At 66.1% G+C, this 17,191-nt stretch carries 15 protein-coding genes and 1 tRNA gene; 11 read left to right on the forward strand and 5 right to left on the reverse strand.

Annotated features, from left to right (window positions below; all coding sequences use genetic code 11):
- The first annotated feature begins 113 nt into the window (after positions 1-113).
- From DM992_RS09365 to DM992_RS09375, 3 genes are read left to right on the forward strand one after another with little or no spacing between them, the layout of a single operon-like run.
- A complete protein-coding gene (locus DM992_RS09365) occupies positions 114-920 on the forward strand; it encodes a gamma-glutamyl-gamma-aminobutyrate hydrolase family protein (protein ID WP_111017870.1) in 807 nt (268 codons plus the stop codon).
- Between the two features lie 12 nt (positions 921-932).
- Positions 933-2,270 carry a glutamine synthetase family protein gene (locus DM992_RS09370; RefSeq protein ID WP_111016608.1) on the forward strand — a complete coding sequence of 446 codons (1,338 nt, stop codon included), beginning with the start codon at positions 933-935 and terminating at the stop codon, positions 2,268-2,270.
- Between the two features lie 28 nt (positions 2,271-2,298).
- Entirely contained in the window at positions 2,299-3,696 is a 1,398-nt protein-coding gene (locus DM992_RS09375; protein ID WP_111016609.1) for an aspartate aminotransferase family protein, read from the forward strand.
- A 210-nt stretch (positions 3,697-3,906) separates the two neighbouring features.
- Here DM992_RS09375 and cysC read toward each other — a convergent pair whose 3' ends face one another.
- On the reverse strand, positions 3,907-4,449 hold the full coding sequence (gene cysC / locus DM992_RS09380) for an adenylyl-sulfate kinase (RefSeq protein WP_111016610.1): 543 nt from the start codon (positions 4,447-4,449) through the stop codon (positions 3,907-3,909).
- Positions 4,450-5,307: 858 nt separating this feature from the next.
- Positions 5,308-5,868, reverse strand: a complete 561-nt coding sequence (locus DM992_RS09385) for a hypothetical protein (protein WP_111016611.1) — start codon at positions 5,866-5,868, stop codon at positions 5,308-5,310.
- A gap of 155 nt (positions 5,869-6,023) precedes the next feature.
- On the opposite strand from DM992_RS09385, the gene DM992_RS41570 reads away from it, so the two are divergent.
- A complete protein-coding gene (locus DM992_RS41570; RefSeq protein ID WP_162631617.1) occupies positions 6,024-6,278 on the forward strand; it encodes a hypothetical protein in 255 nt (84 codons plus the stop codon).
- 238 nt (positions 6,279-6,516) lie between these two features.
- Here the strand turns inward: DM992_RS41570 and DM992_RS09395 are convergent.
- Together DM992_RS09395 and DM992_RS09400 are read right to left on the reverse strand one after the other, a co-directional pair.
- Positions 6,517-6,591 (reverse strand) — tRNA-Val (locus DM992_RS09395).
- A gap of 82 nt (positions 6,592-6,673) precedes the next feature.
- The gene (locus DM992_RS09400) at positions 6,674-7,156 is read right to left on the reverse strand and encodes an Lrp/AsnC family transcriptional regulator (RefSeq protein WP_111016612.1); all 483 of its coding nucleotides are present in this window, start codon (positions 7,154-7,156) and stop codon (positions 6,674-6,676) included.
- A 191-nt stretch (positions 7,157-7,347) separates the two neighbouring features.
- Here DM992_RS09400 and DM992_RS09405 point away from each other — a divergent pair, with 191 nt between their 5' ends.
- The 4 genes from DM992_RS09405 (at position 7,348) to DM992_RS09420 (ending at position 11,632) form a co-directional block, all read left to right on the forward strand.
- Positions 7,348-8,562, forward strand: coding sequence for an amino acid aminotransferase (locus DM992_RS09405; RefSeq protein ID WP_111016613.1), 1,215 nt, complete (start codon positions 7,348-7,350; stop codon positions 8,560-8,562).
- A 31-nt stretch (positions 8,563-8,593) separates the two neighbouring features.
- A complete protein-coding gene (locus tag DM992_RS09410) occupies positions 8,594-8,980 on the forward strand; it encodes a RidA family protein (protein ID WP_111017871.1) in 387 nt (128 codons plus the stop codon).
- Positions 8,981-9,084: 104 nt separating this feature from the next.
- Positions 9,085-10,122 carry a porin gene (locus tag DM992_RS09415; protein ID WP_204356115.1) on the forward strand — a complete coding sequence of 346 codons (1,038 nt, stop codon included), beginning with the start codon at positions 9,085-9,087 and terminating at the stop codon, positions 10,120-10,122.
- 91 nt (positions 10,123-10,213) lie between these two features.
- Entirely contained in the window at positions 10,214-11,632 is a 1,419-nt protein-coding gene (locus DM992_RS09420) for an amino acid permease (RefSeq protein ID WP_111016614.1), read from the forward strand.
- Between the two features lie 17 nt (positions 11,633-11,649).
- Here DM992_RS09420 and DM992_RS09425 read toward each other — a convergent pair whose 3' ends face one another.
- A complete protein-coding gene (locus tag DM992_RS09425; RefSeq protein WP_111016615.1) occupies positions 11,650-12,552 on the reverse strand; it encodes a LysR family transcriptional regulator in 903 nt (300 codons plus the stop codon).
- Positions 12,553-12,724: 172 nt separating this feature from the next.
- On the opposite strand from DM992_RS09425, the gene DM992_RS09430 reads away from it, so the two are divergent.
- The 3 genes from DM992_RS09430 to DM992_RS09440 all read left to right on the forward strand — a co-directional run bounded on the left by DM992_RS09430 (position 12,725) and on the right by DM992_RS09440 (position 17,184).
- Complete coding sequence (locus DM992_RS09430) at positions 12,725-14,476, forward strand: acyl-CoA dehydrogenase family protein (RefSeq protein WP_111016616.1); 1,752 nt, start codon at positions 12,725-12,727, stop codon at positions 14,474-14,476.
- A complete protein-coding gene (locus tag DM992_RS09435; RefSeq protein WP_111016617.1) occupies positions 14,473-15,669 on the forward strand; it encodes a CoA transferase in 1,197 nt (398 codons plus the stop codon). The genes DM992_RS09430 and DM992_RS09435 overlap by 4 nt, the downstream gene beginning before the upstream one ends.
- A gap of 102 nt (positions 15,670-15,771) precedes the next feature.
- Positions 15,772-17,184, forward strand: coding sequence for an MFS transporter (locus DM992_RS09440; protein ID WP_111016618.1), 1,413 nt, complete (start codon positions 15,772-15,774; stop codon positions 17,182-17,184).
- The last annotated feature ends 7 nt before the right edge of the window (positions 17,185-17,191 follow it).

Here is a 17,191-nt window from a genome sequence, read left to right on the forward strand (position 1 = left end):
GGCAGGATCACGCATGCGCGTGCGTCGCGTCATGGTGCGCGCATGCGGCGCAATCGCGGCCCCTTGTCGTTCCGCGCGCGAACGCGTTGCGCGCGCTCATCGGAGAGACGCCCATGCATGCGCGCCCGATCGTAGCCGTCACCGCCGACCGCATCTTGCGCGGTGCGCATCCGAACCACACGGCGGGCGAGAAGTACCTTGCCGCGCTCGTCGACGGCGCCGGCGCGCTTGCGTTCGTGCTGCCCGCGCTCGGCGCGCGCCAGCCGGCCGGCGCGATTGTCGCGGCGGTCGACGGGCTGCTGTTTACCGGCAGCTATTCGAACGTCGAGCCGCATCATTATGGCGGCACTGCGAGCGTGCCCGACACGCTGCACGATCCCGCGCGCGATGCGACCGCGTTGCCGCTGATCCGTGCGGCGATCGACGCGGGCGTGCCGGTGCTCGCGATCTGCCGCGGCATGCAGGAGCTGAACGTCGCGTACGGCGGCACCCTGCATCAGCGGCTGCATGCGACGACCGGCTTCGACGACCATCGCGAGCGGGCGGCCGATCCGCTCGAACGGCAGTACGGCCCCGCGCACGTCGTGCAGCTCGCGCCGGGCGGCCTGCTGCAGCGGGTCGCGCGCGGCGCGCACGAGGCGACGGTCAATTCGCTGCACGACCAGGGCATCGCGCGTCTCGGTGCGGGGCTCGTCGTCGAAGCGAGCTCGCCCGACGGACTGGTCGAGGCCGTCAGCGTGCGTGGCGCGCGCGCGTTCGCGCTCGGCGTGCAGTGGCATCCCGAATGGCGTTTCGCGGAACAGCCGCTGTCGCGCGACATCTTCGCGGCATTCGGCGCGGCGTGCCGCGCGCATATGACGCACCGCATTCATGCGGCCGGCGACGCGACGCCGTCGCAGGCCGCATCCGACGTCGACTGAAAGAGGCCGATCATGCAACCCGAACTGAGCGAATTCCTGCGACAGCACCGCATCACCGAGGTCGAGGCGATCATTCCCGACATGGCCGGCATCGCGCGCGGCAAGATCATCCCGCGCAACAAATTCGAGTCCGGCGAATCGATGCGCCTGCCGCAGGCCGTGATGGTGCAGACCGTCACCGGCGACTATCCGGAGGACGGCTCGCTGACCGGCGTGACCGATCCCGACATGGTGTGCGTGCCCGATCCGTCGACGATCTGCCTGATACCGTGGGCTGTCGATCCGACTGCGCAGGTGATCCACGACTGCGTGCACTTCGACGGCTCTCCCGTCGAGATCTCGCCGCGATACGTGCTGCGCCGCGTGCTCGACCTGTACAACGCGAAGGGCTGGAAACCCGTGGTCGCACCGGAGCTCGAGTTCTATCTGGTCGATATGAACGCCGATCCCGACCTGCCGCTGCGCCCGCCCGTCGGCCGCACGGGGCGCGCGGAGACCGGCCGCCAGTCGTATTCGATCGAGGCCGTCAACGAGTTCGATCCGCTGTTCGAGGACATCTACGAGTACTGCGAGATGCAGGGCCTCGATATCGAGACGCTGATCCACGAAGTCGGCGCCGCGCAGATGGAGATCAACTTCGTGCACGGCGACGCGCTGCCGCTGGCCGACCAGGTGTTCCTGTTCAAGCGCACGGTGCGCGAGGCTGCGCTGCGGCACAACATGTACGCGACGTTCATGGCCAAGCCGATGGAGGGCGAGCCGGGGTCCGCGATGCATATCCATCAGAGCCTTGCCGATGCGCGCACGGGGCGCAACCTGTTCGCCGTCGAAGACGGCGCCGTGTCGCCGCTGTTCCACAGCTATCTCGCGGGGCTGCAGAAATATACGCCGGCGCTGATGCCGATCTTCGCGCCGTACATCAACTCGTATCGCCGGCTGTCGCGCTTCATGGCCGCGCCGATCAACGTGCAGTGGGGCTACGACAACCGCACGGTCGGCTTCCGCATCCCGCAGTCGAGCCCGGTGGCGCGACGCATCGAGAACCGGATTCCGGGTGTCGACTGCAACCCGTACCTCGCGTTCGCGGCGACGCTCGCCGCCGGTTATCTCGGCATGACGCAGCAGCTCGCGCCGACCGAGCCGATCGCATCGGACGGCTACGACCTGCCGTACCAGCTGCCGCGCAATCTCGAGGAAGGCATCTCGCTGATGGCCGCGTGCGAGCCGCTCGCCGGCATCCTCGGCGACAAGTTCGTGAAGGCCTACCTGGCGTTGAAGGAAACCGAATACGAAGCGTTCTTCCGCGTGATCAGCTCGTGGGAGCGCCGGCATCTGCTGCTGCATGTATGAGCGTGCGGCACTGCTTTACGGAGGAAACATGACCGATCGAAACGAAGCCGTTTCACCGCGACCGTTCGCGCACACGACCGCCGAATACCGTGCGCTCGACGCCGCGCACCACATCCACCCGTTCTCGGACATGGGCGCGCTGAACCGCGCGGGCAGCCGCGTGATCGTGAAGGCCGACGGCGTCTACCTGTGGGACTCGGACGGCAACAAGATCATCGACGGGATGGCCGGCCTCTGGTGCGTGAACGTCGGCTATGGCCGCAAGGAACTCGCCGATGCCGCGTATCGCCAGCTGCAGGAACTGCCGTTCTACAACACCTTCTTCAAGACGACGCATCCGCCGGTGATCGAGCTTTCCGCGATGCTCGCGGAAGTGACGCCCGCCGGCTTCAACCACTTCTTCTATTGCAACAGCGGCTCGGAAGGCAACGACACCGTGCTGCGCCTCGTGCACCAGTACTGGCGCGTGCAGGGCAAGCCACAGAAGAAGTACGTGATCTCGCGCAAGAACGGCTACCACGGTTCGACGATCGCGGGCGGCACGCTCGGCGGCATGGGCTACATGCACGAGCAGATGCCGTCGAAGGTCGAGCACATCGTGCATATCGATCAACCGTATTTCTTCGGCGAAGCGCAGCCGGGCGAAACCCCGGAAGCGTTCGGCCTCGCGCGCGCGCAGCAGCTCGAAGCGAAGATTCTCGAACTCGGTGCGGAGAACGTCGCGGCGTTCATCGGCGAGCCGTTCCAGGGCGCGGGCGGCGTGATCTTCCCGCCGTCGACGTACTGGCCGGAAATCCAGCGGATCTGCCGCAAGTACGACATTCTGCTGGTCGCCGACGAAGTGATCGGCGGCTTCGGCCGCACCGGCGAATGGTTCGCACACCAGCACTTCGGCTTCGAGCCGGATCTGATCACGATGGCGAAGGGCCTCACGTCGGGTTATGTGCCGATGGGCGCGGTCGGCATTCACGAGCGTGTTGCACGGCCGATCATCGACAACGGCGAATTCAACCACGGCCTCACGTACTCGGGCCACCCGGTCGCCGCGGCCGTCGCGGTCGCGAACCTGAAGCTGCTGCGCGACGAAGGGATCGTCGAGCGCGTGAAGAGCGACATCGGGCCATATTTCCAGCGCCGGCTGCGCGACGCGCTGGGCGACCATCCGATCGTCGGGGAGATTGCGGGAACGGGGCTGGTGGCGGGCGTTCAGCTAGTGCGCGATCGCGGCCGGCGCGAGCGGTTCGGAGCGGATGTCGATATCGGCACGATCTGCCGCGACTTCTGTTTCAACGGCAACCTGATCATGCGCGCGACCGGCGACCGAATGCTGCTGTCGCCGCCGCTCGTGATTCGCGAGGCGGAAGTCGACGAGATCGTCGACAAGGCGCGGCGTGCGTTCGACGCGACGGCGGAGCGGGTGGGGTAGTCGCGCAACGATTTACGTGAGGCCGCAATCATGCGGCAGCGCGGCGCGTCATTTTCGACCGAGATTCGATGAATTCCGGCGGACCGGACAGGCGTGAGGTTTCGGGCGACGCTGCCCGGCGTTTCCGGCACCAGGCGGCCTTTGAGGCGGGCCCGATCGCCGGAAAGCGAGCAGCCCGTCGCCTGAACGTGAAATGACGATGGACCGGGATTACGCGTGCGCGAATCGCTGCCGCTTGAAATCCATGACGAGCGCAACAGAAGAGGCGACATCCATCATTCCCGTTTCTACGATGAGATCGGGAGTGGTTGGTACTTCGTATGGATCCGAGATGCCGGTGAATTGCGTCGTCTGACCGATGATCGCTTTTGCATAAAGCTGCTTCGGATCACGTGCGGAACACGTTGCAATATCGGTCTTCAAGTAGACCTCGACGAACCGATCCGGGCCGATGATTTGTCGTGCTCGTTGTCGGTCGGCCTCGTAAGGCGAGATCAGGGCGACGATTACGGCAAAACCCTGGGCATTGAGCAATTTCGCGATTTCGGCGGTGCGACGACAGTTTTCAGTGCGATCTTCCCGCATGAAGCCGAGATCAGGGGAAACGCCCGCCCGCAATTCGTCTCCATCGAGTATGCATGTCGGAATATTGCGCGCGCGCAACTGTCCGGCAATTTCGCGCGAGAGGGTTGACTTGCCGGCGCCGCTCAGGCCGGTAAGCCACAGGGTGTAGTCGTTCTTCTCTTGTGCCATGGGCGTGCAATCACTATCACCAGATCATCATCGCAAGTCATGATTCCGTGCCTACATGCGATGCCGATTCGGCTGGCTGTTATATGGTGTAACAATTCTATGCATCTGGATTTCTACAAATGTTACAGGATAATTACTAAAAATTACACTGGCAATTTTCTTTCTTTCGTGTTGAAAGCTTGGTGATGGTTTGAATGAAACGTCTGAACTTTGTGCGGGCGTCGGACTGGTCGATGGCGCCGACCTTACGGTGCATGTTTGGTGAAGAAATAGGGTCTTTTGCGATTGATGACCGATTTGTCTGATTTATATCGCCGATACAAGCAATTTGTGTTTGGCGCATTGCGCGGCATCAGTGGCCAAACGACATTTGCGGAGGCCATTCTCGAAGAGAATTTCGATTGGTGGTATCTCGCTATGTCGGGAAATCGGGCCAGCCTCACATCCTCCCTCCTTGGCGACAGCGGGCGGATTGCCCCCTTTCCGCTAGCGGGGCGGGCGGGGGGGAGAGGGCGGATTGACCATGCAATATGCGCTCGAGCAACGCCTCACGTTGCCGTTGCATGTCGGTCTTTACGGTCTTGTGAGGTACCCAGTTGGTCAGCGGATCGTCTGCTTCGATCAACGCTTGTCGAATCTGTTGAGGAACCATTCGTCATGCGACTGGTGTGTCATTGTTTTCGCTCTCTGGATGTCGATCACTCGAACGATATCAGGCAGATTTTGAGGATACGAGTCGTTTCATCGTAGCGACCATCCCATCAGTAGTGATTTCTCCGCGCACATCGGCGGCAGATAGTGCATCAAGCACCATTCCGTTGGCCGATCACTGGTAAGCGATCTGGCTTCTAAGGAGGGCTACGATCCTGTCCGTCCAGGTAGGGTAGCCACAGAGACCTGGCTGCCGGCGAGCATCTTGTTCGCTCGGCGCACAAACACCCAGTGCCAAACCCAGAGGAAAACCGCAACTCCGCTGGCGATGGAGCCAATGGTATCGGGTATTAACGAAAGAACCTGGGCAAGACACCACCCGATGCCGCTGATCCGGCCGAACGAGCGCAAACCCGACAGAGCCGGATTGATACGAGACTCCGCTTCCAGGGACTTCGCAACGTTGGAAACAATGAAGAAGTCCTCGATGAAGTTGTATGGCAAGAGGAACATAAACCAGACGCTGTTGGGTTCGGCCACACGCGATCCTCGGTTGACCGATTTCAGGGTAGTCCTGAGGTCGCTCGCGTAGGCATAGACCAGAGCTAGGAAAACCGCGATGACGACGATGCCACCGATTGTCCCAAGCATCTCTATTTCGCCGAGAACGCCTCCGTCTCTTGAGGGATAGATAAAGGGATAGGCGAGCCCAAAGGCAATGGGGATGCTCAGAATGGCTTTGAGAATGGTCCGTGCAGTTGTGCTCATGTGTATCGGATGGAATAGGTGCGTTGTCACAGGCAGCATAGCGAACGATCATCCTCGCTGTGCGACTTTGTCCTGGTATATGCCGCCTTGTGGCCCGTCATCACCGACAGTTCCAGCACGTTGTCGAGGCGCTCGGCGATCCGCGATGTAGCTTCGTGCCGAAGATCATGGAAATGCAGGCGACGATGCCTGCCCGCTCACCGGCTCGGACAAAAGCCTTCTTCAATGCCTTCGGGGTGATCGGAAGTACTCGGCCGCTATTGTGGCGCGGCCCATTGGATAAGCGTGCGTTCGGCGGCGTGCATAAGCGGCGCGTGCCGTTGCTGCATGCCGCCTGCCGTTCAGAAGTAGAAGCCATCGCGAATGCCGCAATCCTTATCCGATGCGTCCCGCGCTTCACGTGTATCTAACGGGCGTGTACGGGACGGTAAAGGTCCTGGAGTGCGGGGGGGAACCCCTGACGACGGACGATCGCCTGAAATTGGAAGTCGCCGCGTTTGCGAATGGTTGGCACCAGACACCTCGAAGAAGAAGTGTGACAAGAATGTGCCAACAATCCGGTTGGGCGAGAGGACACTTAACGAACACTTCGCCAAGTGCTGACCCGGAAAGCAAGAAGGGCCGGCGATTGCCGGCCCTTCGAATCTTTGGTGGGCGGTACTGGGATCGAACCAGTGACCCCTGCCGTGTGAAGGCAGTGCTCTACCGCTGAGCTAACCGCCCAAAGAAGCTGAAATTATGTCAGAGCTTTTGGGGTTCGTAAAGCCCTTTCTGCAAATTTTTTTCAGACCCGCGCAACGATCGGTCAGCCGGCCGTCGACGGCTCGACGAGATCGAGGATCGAACCGTCGCGCTTGAGCGTCGCGAGCACGATGCTCGAATTGATCGACATCACACCCGTCGCGCGGTGCAGCCGGTTGATCACGAAGTCCGAGTAGTGATCGAGGTCGCGCGCGCGAACCGTCAGCACGTAGTTCGATCCGCCCGTCACGATCTGCGCCGCGATGACTTCCGGCCACTGCTGGATCGCCTCGACGAACCGGTCGTGCCATTCGGGCACGTCCGGCCGCATCGACACATGCACGAGCGCCTCGAACGCGACGCCGACCTTCTTCGGCTCGATCGTGCAGCGATACCCTGAGATGGCGCCGCGTTCCTCGAGCAGCTTCACGCGCCGCAGGCATGCCGACGGCGACAGCGCGACCGCGTTCGCGAGGTCCTGATTGCTGATGCGTCCGTCACGTTCGAGGTGCCGGAGGATTCGCATGTCGGTTCGATCCAGAGTCATTTCGCAGAATCCGGTGAGTTTTGGGACAAGAGTCGCAGACTCTACTGCAATCGGGCCGGTTCGTCATCGAAAAGTGAAGCTCATTCTATTTCGTCCTCGATAACATGCGCCCCATGCATCGACCGCACGGCCCGACGCAACGCGATATCGCCGGTCGTGCCGCCGCCTTCAATCTTTACCGTCATTCCGCCATGTACGAACACATTCCCGCCTATCCGGGCGATCCGATCCTGTCGCTGTTCCAGGCGTTCCAGCAGGATGGGCATCCGCACAAGGTCAACCTGAGCATCGGCCTCTACTACGACGACACGGGCCGGATTCCGGTGCTCGACAGCACGCGCGTCGCGGCCGGGCGCTTGCGCGAAGCAGGTGCGCCGCATACGTATCTGCCGATGGAAGGGCTCGCCGCCTACCGGCAGGGCGTGCAGCGTCTCGTGTTCGGCGACGATTGTGCGGCGCTCGCCGAAGGGCGCATCGCGACGCTGCAGACGCTCGGCGGATCGGGCGCGATCCGGCTCGGCGCGGAATTCGTGAAGCGCTATTTCCCCGACAGTGCGATCTGGATCAGCGACCCGACGTGGGACAACCACCGCGTGATCTTCTCGGCGGCCGGCCTCGACGTGCACACGTATCCGTACTACGACGAAGCGCGCAACGACATCCGCGTCGACGCGATGCTCGCGACGCTCGACGCGTTGCCGGCGCGCAGCGTCGTGCTGCTGCAGCCATGCTGCCACAACCCGACGGGGCTCGACCTCGATCGCAATGCATGGCGCGCGGTGATCGACGTGCTCGCGCGGCGCGGGCTGATTCCGTTCCTCGACATGGCGTACCAGGGTTTCGGCGATGGTCTCGCCGATGATGCATGGGCCGTGCGCGCGATCGTCGATGCGGGGCTGCCCGCGATCGTCGGCAGCTCGTTCTCGAAGAACTTCTCGCTGTACGGCGAGCGCGTCGGCGGGTTGTCGATCGTCGGCGCGAACGCGGGCGAGGCCGCGACGGTGCTGAGCCAGTTGCAGGCCGGCGTGCGCCGTACCTATTCGAGTCCGCCGCTATTCGGCGCGCAGTTGGTGTCGACGGTGCTGAACGACGACGCGCTGCGCGCGCGCTGGGAAGACGAAGTCGCGCAGGTGCGTACGCGCATCAAGCGGATGCGCGGCGAACTGAAGGCGCGGCTCGATACGCGCCTGCCGGCACGCGCGTTCGACGCGCTCGTCGCGCAGCGCGGGATGTTCAGCTATACGGGCATCGGCGCGGTCGACGTCGACCGGCTGCGGGCATCGCACGGCGTCTATCTGCTGCGCTCGGGCCGCATGTGCATCGCGGGCCTGAACGACGCGAACGTCGACCATGTCGCGAACGCGATCGCCGATGTGCTCGGTGGCGCGTCGCGCCAGGCCGCCTGAGCGTCCCGATCCCGATCCGAAGGAGGACACGATGGCTGAAGCGATCCCGGTCGACCTGCCGCAGCTCGCGCAACCGTTCTCGTGGGCGACCCGCGCGGGCGGGCTGATGTTTACCGGTCACGGGCCGGTCGCTGCGTCCGGCGCGATCGTCGGCGACACGATGGCCGAGCAGGCGCGCATCACGCTCGCGAATCTCGCGAAGGCCGTCGCGGCGGCCGGCGCGACGATGGACGATGTCGCGCAGGTGCTCGTCTACCTGTCCGACGTGAAGGCGATGCCCGAATTCGACGCCGAATACCGGCGCCATTTCCGCGAACCGTATCCGAACCGTACGTGTGTCGGTGTGCAGGGTTTCGCGCATCCGGCGATGCGCGTCGAGCTCGTCGCGTACGTCGCGCTGCCTGCGGCGCGTACCTAGCAGGAACGCCGCATTGCGCGGCGTGCAGTCACCACAATCATCGAGAAACGAAAACAGGACTGGAGGAGAACATGAGGAAAATTAGTCGATTCGCACTGCAAATGATGACGGGTGCGCTCGCCGCGAGCGGCGCGATGGCGCAGAGCAGCGTGACGCTGTACGGCGTCGTCGACCAGAGCATCCGCTACACGACGCATGCTGACGCGTCGAACGACGCGAGCGTGCAGATGACCAACGGCGCGATCACGAACAGCCGCTGGGGGCTGAAGGGCAGCGAAGCGCTCGGCGGCGGGCTGCAGGCGATCTTCCGGCTCGAGAGCGGCTTCGAGCCGCAGAACGGGCAGCTCGACGGCGCGCTGTTCGGCCGCTACGCGTATGTCGGCCTCGCGAGTGACTGGGGCACCGTGAAGCTCGGCCGCCAGGCGACCGAGGCGTTCAACCTGTTCGGCGATCTCGATCCGCTGACGGTCGGCAACTACACGGCCAACATGTGGCCGTACTTCCTCACGCAAGGCCGCGCGAGCAACGTCGTCAGCTACGACGGCACGTTCGGCGGGCTGAACGTCGGCGCGAGCTATGGCTTCGGCGGCGTCGCGGGCAGCCTCGGCGCGAATGCATACTGGGGCACGCGCGTGTCGTACACGCAGGGCGGCCTGATGGTCGGCGCGACGTACCAGCAGGTGCGCGACCTGAAGAGCCGCGCGCAGCAGGCGTGGGGCGCGGGCGCGCGCTACGCGTTCGGCGCTGCGACGCTGTACGCGGGTTATCTCGGCGGCATCGATCGCTCGGGCGTGCTCGACGAGGCGCTGCTGAACGCGCCGGGCCGCCAGGTGAGCTACGGGTCGTTCGCGGGCAACCCGCGCCGCGACGCGGTCTTCTACACGGGCGCGAGCGTCAAGGTCACGCCGGCGGTGTCGGTGACGGGCGTCGCGTATTACGACGACATCCGCAACGTCAACGGCGTCGCCGGCAACGGCGGCAAGCGCTATACGGGCGTGCTCGAGGCCGAGTACGCGCTGTCGAAGGCGACGCAGGTCTACGCGACGGTCGACTACAACCGCGTGACCGGCGGCGCGTTTACCGAAATGCCCGGGCGCGGCAACCAGACGGGCATCGCGGCCGGCCTGCGCCATCTGTTCTGAACCCGCGGCGCGCGGCGGCCGGCCGGTCCGGCGCCGGCCTGCGCGCCGCCGACGTTTCGACCGGACAATCGCTTTCGAACGAGGTCATTCGATGCAACCAGAAGGGCAATTCCAGCATATCGCGGCGCGCGAGCAAGGCCTGCGCCGCACGCTTTCCGCACGGCAGATGGCGATGATCGCAATCGGCGGCGCGATCGGCACCGGTCTTTTTCTCGGCAGCGGCTTCGCGATCGGCTTCGCGGGCCCGAGCGTGCTCGTCAGCTACGCGATCGGTGCGTTCATCTCGCTGCTGCTGATGGGCTGTCTCGCCGAGATGACGGTCGCGCACCCGACATCCGGTTCGTTCGGCGCGTACGCCGAACACTATGTGAGCCCGTGGGCCGGGTTCCTCGTGCGCTACGCGTACTGGGCGTGCATCGTGCTCGCGGTCGGCACCGAAGTCACCGCGATCGCGCTGTACATGAAGTACTGGTTCCCCGGCGCGCCCGCCTGGCTGTGGATCGTCGGTTTCTCGGCGCTGCTGGTGTTCGTCAACGCGCGCAGCGTCGACGTGTTCGGCGCGGTCGAATACGGTTTCTCGGTCGTGAAGATCGCGGCGATCGTCGGCTTCATCGTGCTCGGCGCGTATGTCGTGTTCGGCAATCCGGGGCTGGTCGGCGACGGCGCGGCACGCGCGGGCTTCCACCATTACACGGATCGCGGCGGCTTCTTTCCGAAGGGCCTGTGGGGGACGTGGGTCGCGGTGATCGTGTCGATCTTCAGCTACCTGAGCATCGAGATGATCGCGGTCGCGGCCGGTGAAGCGGAGGATCCCGAGCGCGCGGTCACGCGCGCGTTCCGCTCGACGATCGTGCGGCTCGTGCTGTTCTACCTCGTCACGCTCGCGCTGATGCTCGCGATCGTCCCGTGGACGGCGGCGGGGCGCGACGAAAGCCCGTTCGTGAAGGTGATGGAGGCGATCCACCTGCCGGGCGCGGCCGGGCTGATCAACTTCGTCGTGCTGGTTGCCGCGCTGTCCGCGATGAACAGCCAGCTCTACATCACGACGCGGATGATGTTCAGCCTGTCGCGGGCGGGGCATGCCCCGAAGGCGCTCGGCGAAGTGAACGCGCGCGGCGTGCCGTTCGGCGCGCTGATGCTGTCGACGCTCGGCATCGCGCTCGCGACGGTGCTGAGCGTGCTGTATCCGGACGCGTCGTTCACGATCATGATGGCGGTGTCGATGTTCGGCGCGCTGTTCACGTGGATGATGATCTTCGTCACGCATTACTGCTTCCGGCGGCGCCGCGCGGCGCTCGGCCTGCCGGCGCCCGCATTCCGGATGCGCGGCTTTCCGTTGCTGACGCTGCTCGGCGCGGGGCTGATGCTCGCGGTGATGGTGACGACCTACTTCACGGCCGAATTCCACATGACGCTGATCTTCGGCATTCCGTTCCTGGTTGCTTTGTCGGTCGTCTACGCGGTGTGGTATCGGCGTGCGCAGCCGGTGCTGCAGCCTGAAGCGAAGTAGCGGAGGCAGCCTCCTGCTCAGCCCGCGAGCGCGGGCAGCGCGTCTATCGATGCGCGCACGTAGTCGGCGAAGCGCAGCGCCACCGGTTCGGCGGTGCCGCTGCGCTTCAGCGCGAGCGTGCGCGATTCGAGCGATGCGTCCTTCAGCGGCCGGAACGCGAGCCGGTCGCTTTTCACCTGCTGCAGCACGCGCGGCACCAGCGCGATACCCATCCCGAACTCGATCATCGACAGGATCGTCTGCCACAGCCGCGCTTCGTGGCGGATCAGCGGGCTGAATCCGGCGTTCACGCACTGCGCGATGATCAGGTCGTGATAGTGCGGTGCGGCGTCGCGCGGAAACAGGATGAACGGCTCCGCCGCGAGCGCGGCGAGCGCGACCTGCCTGCGGCGCGCGAGCGGATGCGCGGCCGGCAGGCAGCAGATGAACGGTTCCGCATAGACGGGCGCCGATTCGACCTCGGGCGGGAAGTGGCCCCAGTGCGCATAACCGAGATCGATCTGGCCGCGCTGGATCGCCTGCACCTGCGCGTGCGTGTTCATCTCGCTCAGCACGACTTCGACGCTCGGGTAGTCGGCCTCGAAGCGCCGCACCGCATCGGGCAGCCCGCGATACAGCATCGAATGGACGAAGCCGATCCGCAGCCGGCCCGCGAGGCCCGACGCGGAGCGCACCGTCAGGCGCTCGGCCTCGGCCGCCTGCAGCAGCAGCCGGCGCGCTTCGCCGAGCAGCACGTCGCCCGCGTTGGTCAGCGCGACGGTCTTGTTGGTGCGCGAGAAAAGCTGTACGCCGAGCGCCTCCTCGAACTTGCGGATGTCGAAACTCAGCGCCGGCTGCGAGATGAACAGGCGCTTCGCCGCGCGCCCGAAATGCAGTTCCTCGGCAACCGCCACGAAGTAGCGCAACTGCCTCAGTTCCATGGTGTCTCCTCCTGGCGTCGGCATCGATAAGCGATATCTATCGTACCGGATAAATCCTGTATTGGACGCTTATCGATGGCGCGCCTACGCTCTGCGGAAGGCTTTGCACCGGGCCGGCCGGGCGCCGCGGCGTCAGTCCGGCCGACGTGCGGGCGACCCAGGAGACACACGCATGAACGACCCCGCCCGCACGCCGGATACCGGCGCATCCAACATCCCCGACAGCCGGGGCATCGATTTCTTCACCGCCGATCCCGATCTCGGCGCGTTGCTGAAGCTGCATCTCGGCAACGCGCTTTATGCCGAACTCGAACCGCAGCTCCGTGCGCTCGGCGCGCGCGTATCGGGCGAGCTCGACGAATGGGCGTCGCGCGCGGACAAGCACCCGCCCGTGCTCGAGCACCGCAACCGGCGCGGCGAGGCCGTGCAGCGGATCGACAAGGATCCCGCGTATGTCGCGCTCGAACGCGTCGCATATTCCGAGCTCGGGCTCGCGTCGCTGAGCCACCGGTCCGAATCCGTGCCGCCGCTCGTCAAGTACGCGCTGACGTTCCTGTTCGTGCAGGCGGAATTCGGGCTGTGCTGCCCGGTCAGCATGACCGATTCGCTGACGCGCACGCTGCGCCGCTTCGGCGATCCGGCGCTCGTCGCGCGTTACCTGCCGATGCTCGCGTCGCGCGACTTCGACACGCTGTACCAGGGCGCGATGTTCATGACCGAGCAGGCGGCCGGCTCCGACGTCGGCCGCATCACGACGCGCGCGGCGCGCGAGACCGACGCGCACGGCGAGACCGTCTGGCGTTTGACGGGCGACAAGTGGTTCTGCTCGAACGCGGATGCCGATCTCGCGATGGTGCTCGCGCGGCCCGACGGCGCGCCGGACGGCATCAAGGGCCTCGCGCTGTTCCTGCTGCCGAAGACGCTGCCGGACGGCACGCGCAACCGCTACCGGATCGTGCGCTTGAAGGACAAGCTCGGCAGCCGTTCGATGGCGAGCGGCGAGATCGCGCTCGAAGGCGCGCAGGCCTATCTGATCGGCGAGATCGGCCGCGGTTTCCACCAGATGGCCGACATGATCAACATGTCGCGATTGTCGAACGGCGTGCGCGCGGCCGGGCTGATGCGGCGCGCGCTGAACGAGGCGCTGCACGTCGCCGCGCATCGCGAAGCGTTCGGCCGCAAGCTGATCGAGATGCCGCTGATGCAGCGCCAGTTGATGAAGATGCTGCTGCCGGCCGAGGCCGCGCGCGCGATGTTCATGCAGATCGCGCTGCTGCTGCCGCAGGCCGATGCGGGCGACGAGCAGGCCGCGCGCTGCGTGCGGATCCTGACGCCGCTGATCAAGTTCCGCGCGTGCCGCGATGCGCGCCGCGTGACCGGCGACGCGATGGAAGTGCGCGGCGGCACCGGCTACATCGAGGAATGGAGCGACGCGCGGATTGTGCGCGATGCGCACCTCGGCTCGATCTGGGAGGGCACGAGCAACATCGTCGCGCTCGACGTCGCGCGGGCCGCGCAGCGCGAGCATGCGCTCGACGCGCTGCGCGCGTTCCTCGGCGACCGGCTCGGCGCGGCGCCGCTGCCAGACGCGAGCCGCGAGGCGCTGCGGCGCGTTCTCGCGCGCGCATGCGATGCGCTCGCGCGGGTCGCGGCCGAAGGCGACGATTCGCGCGTGCGGCAGGCCGCATCCGCGCTGTACTACACGAGCGCGGCCGTGCTGATGGCCTGCGAGGGCGTGCGGCTCGCGCCGGATTTCCGGCGCCTCGCGCTCGCGCACCTGATCGTGCGCCACAAGCTGCTGCCGGTCGATCCGTTCGCGCCGGCGTCGCACGACGACGAATCGGCCGCATTCGACGCACTGCTGCGCGGCACGCCGATCGCGCTCGACACGGCACTCGACCTGCTGCCGGAGGTCGAGCGATGAACGCGACGCGAGGTGCGCTGGACGGCCTGAAGGTCGTCGACCTGAGCCGCGTGCTCGGCGGCCCGTACTGCACGCAGGCGCTGGCCGACCACGGCGCGACGGTGATCAAGATCGAGCCGCCGGCCGGCGACGAGACGCGCGGGTGGGGGCCGCCGTTCCTCGACGACACCGCGTGGTACTTCACGGGCGTCAACCGCAACAAGGAAGGGCTCGCGCTCGACCTGTCGCGCGACGAAGGGCGCGCGATCCTGTGGCGCCTGCTCGAAGCGGCCGACGTGCTCGTCGAGAACTTCAAGCCCGGCACGCTCGCGCGCTGGGGGATGGATTATGCGCGCGACCTGCAGCCGCGCTTCCCGCGCCTGATCCACTGCGCGGTGACGGGCTTCGGCGCGGACGGTCCGCTCGGCGGGCTGCCCGGCTACGACGCGGTGATCCAGGCGATGGCGGGGCTGATGAGCGTCAACGGCGAGCGCGACGGCGACGCGACGCGCATCGGCTTGCCGATCGTCGACATGGTCACGGGGCTCAATGCGCTCGCGGGCATCCTGCTGGCACTCGCGGAGCGCGAGAAGAGCGGGCGCGGACAGTCGATCGACATCGCGCTGTACGACTGCGGCGTGTCGCTGCTGCATCCGCACCTGCCGAACTTCTTCGGCTCGGGGCGCGTGCCGGCGCGCAGCGGCAACGCGCATCCGAACATCGCGCCGTACGACAGCTACCGCACGTCGACCGTGCCGATCTTCCTCGCGGTCGGCAACGATCGGCAGTTCGCGCGGCTCGTCGCGCATCTCGGCGCGCCGGCGCTCGCGGCCGATCCGCGCTTCGTCGACAACCGCAGCCGCTGCGCGCACCGGCCCGAGCTGAAGGCCGAACTGGAGGCGCGGCTCGCCGCGCACGCGTGCGAGCCGCTCGCGCGCGACCTGATGGCGGCCGGCGTGCCGTGCGGGCCGGTGCGAACGGTGGCAGACGTCGCGCACGATCCGCATGCGCTGCACCGGAACCTGTTCGTCGAGATCGGTGCGTATCGCGGCACCGCGTCGCCGGTGAAGCTGTCGCGCACGCCGGCCACCTATCGAACGCCGCCGCCCGCGCTCGGCCGCGACACGCGCGCGGTGCTCGATCGGCTCGGCGTCGATCGCGCGCTTCAGCAGCAACTGCTCGATGCCGGCGTGCTGAAAACGGCACCCGACTAGGCGGACCCGACCGACACAACGCCGCCGGCCGGCGGTGCAATTCCGGCCACCCGGGAAAGGTGCGCGGCAGTCGCGCCCCCGAACACAAACCTGGAGACATCGATGAGCCGTCCGCAATCCTCGCCCGCCGCGCAACCGCGGCCCGGCCGCGCCGCCTTCGCGGCGTTCGTCGGCACCACGATCGAGTGGTACGACTTCTACATCTACGGCACGGCCGCGGCACTCGTGTTCGGCAAGGTGTTCTTTTCGAGCACGATGGACCCCGGCGTCGCGACGCTGCTCGCGTTCGTCACGTTCTGGGCCGGCTTCGCCGCGCGGCCGCTCGGCGGGATCGTGTTCGGGCATCTCGGCGATCGCGTCGGCCGCAAGACCGCGCTCGTGATCACGCTGGTGATGATGGGCCTCGCGACGACCGGCATCGGCCTGCTGCCTGGTTATGCGCAGATCGGCGTATGGGCGCCGGCCGGTCTCGTCGTGCTGCGCGTGCTGCAGGGCATCGCGGTCGGCGGCGAGTGGGGCGGCGCGGTGCTGATCGCGAGCGAGAACGCGCCCAAGCACCGCAGCATCCTGTATGCGGCGTTCGCACAGCAGGGCTCGCCCACCGGCAACCTGCTCGCGACGGCCGCGTTCTTCGCGCTGAGCGCGCTGCCGACGCCGTCCTTCCTGATGTGGGGCTGGCGCATTCCGTTCCTGCTGTCGGCGGTGCTCGTGATCATCGGCATGGTGATCCGGCTGAAGCTCGAGGAATCGGCCGACATGCAGCGCGTGCTCGCGCGCAAGCGCACGGTGAAGCTGCCGCTGCGCGAGGTCGTGCGCGATCACTGGGTGGTCGTGCTGCTCGCGGCCGGCACGCTGCCGGTGATCAACGTCACGTATTTCCGCAGCACGTTCGCGCTGTCGTGGGCAACCAAGGAGCTCGGTTACGCGCAGGGCACGTTCCTCGGCATCCTGTCGATCTCGCTCGTCGTGCAGTTCCTGATGCAGCCGGTCGGCGCGTGGTTCGTGTCGAAGATCGACATGCGCCGCGCGATGTGCTGGATCCTGATTCCGGAAATCGTGCTGATGCCCGTGATGTTCCATGCGCTCGCGACGCGCTCGTACTGGGTGGCCGTCGCGGGCATGTGCATCTCGACGATTCCGTCCGCGATGTTCTACGGCGCGGTCGGCGGCGTGCTCGCGCGCGTGTTTCCGGCGAACATCCGCTACACGGGCCTGTCGCTCGCGTATCAACTGAGCGCGCTCGTCGTCGGCGGCGGCACGCCGGTGCTCGCGCAGGCGATCCTCAACGCGACGGGCAGCATCGTCGGCGTCGCGGTCGCGTCGGGACTTTACGCGCTCGTGTCGCTCGCCTGCATGCTGGCGCTGCTGAACCGCACCGGGTATCGCGCTGACGAACTGTCGACCGCCGAGCGCAGCGACGCGGCCGAATGGGGTGCCGAAGGCGGAAGCGCCGAAAGCGCGAGCGGCGAGCCGCAGCAGCCGGGCAACGGCGGCGCGCTGAAACCGGCGGGTTGAGTCGCGT

The sequence above is a fragment of the Burkholderia sp. JP2-270 genome, assembly GCF_003233675.1.
Classification (GTDB): domain Bacteria; phylum Pseudomonadota; class Gammaproteobacteria; order Burkholderiales; family Burkholderiaceae; genus Burkholderia; species Burkholderia pyrrocinia_C.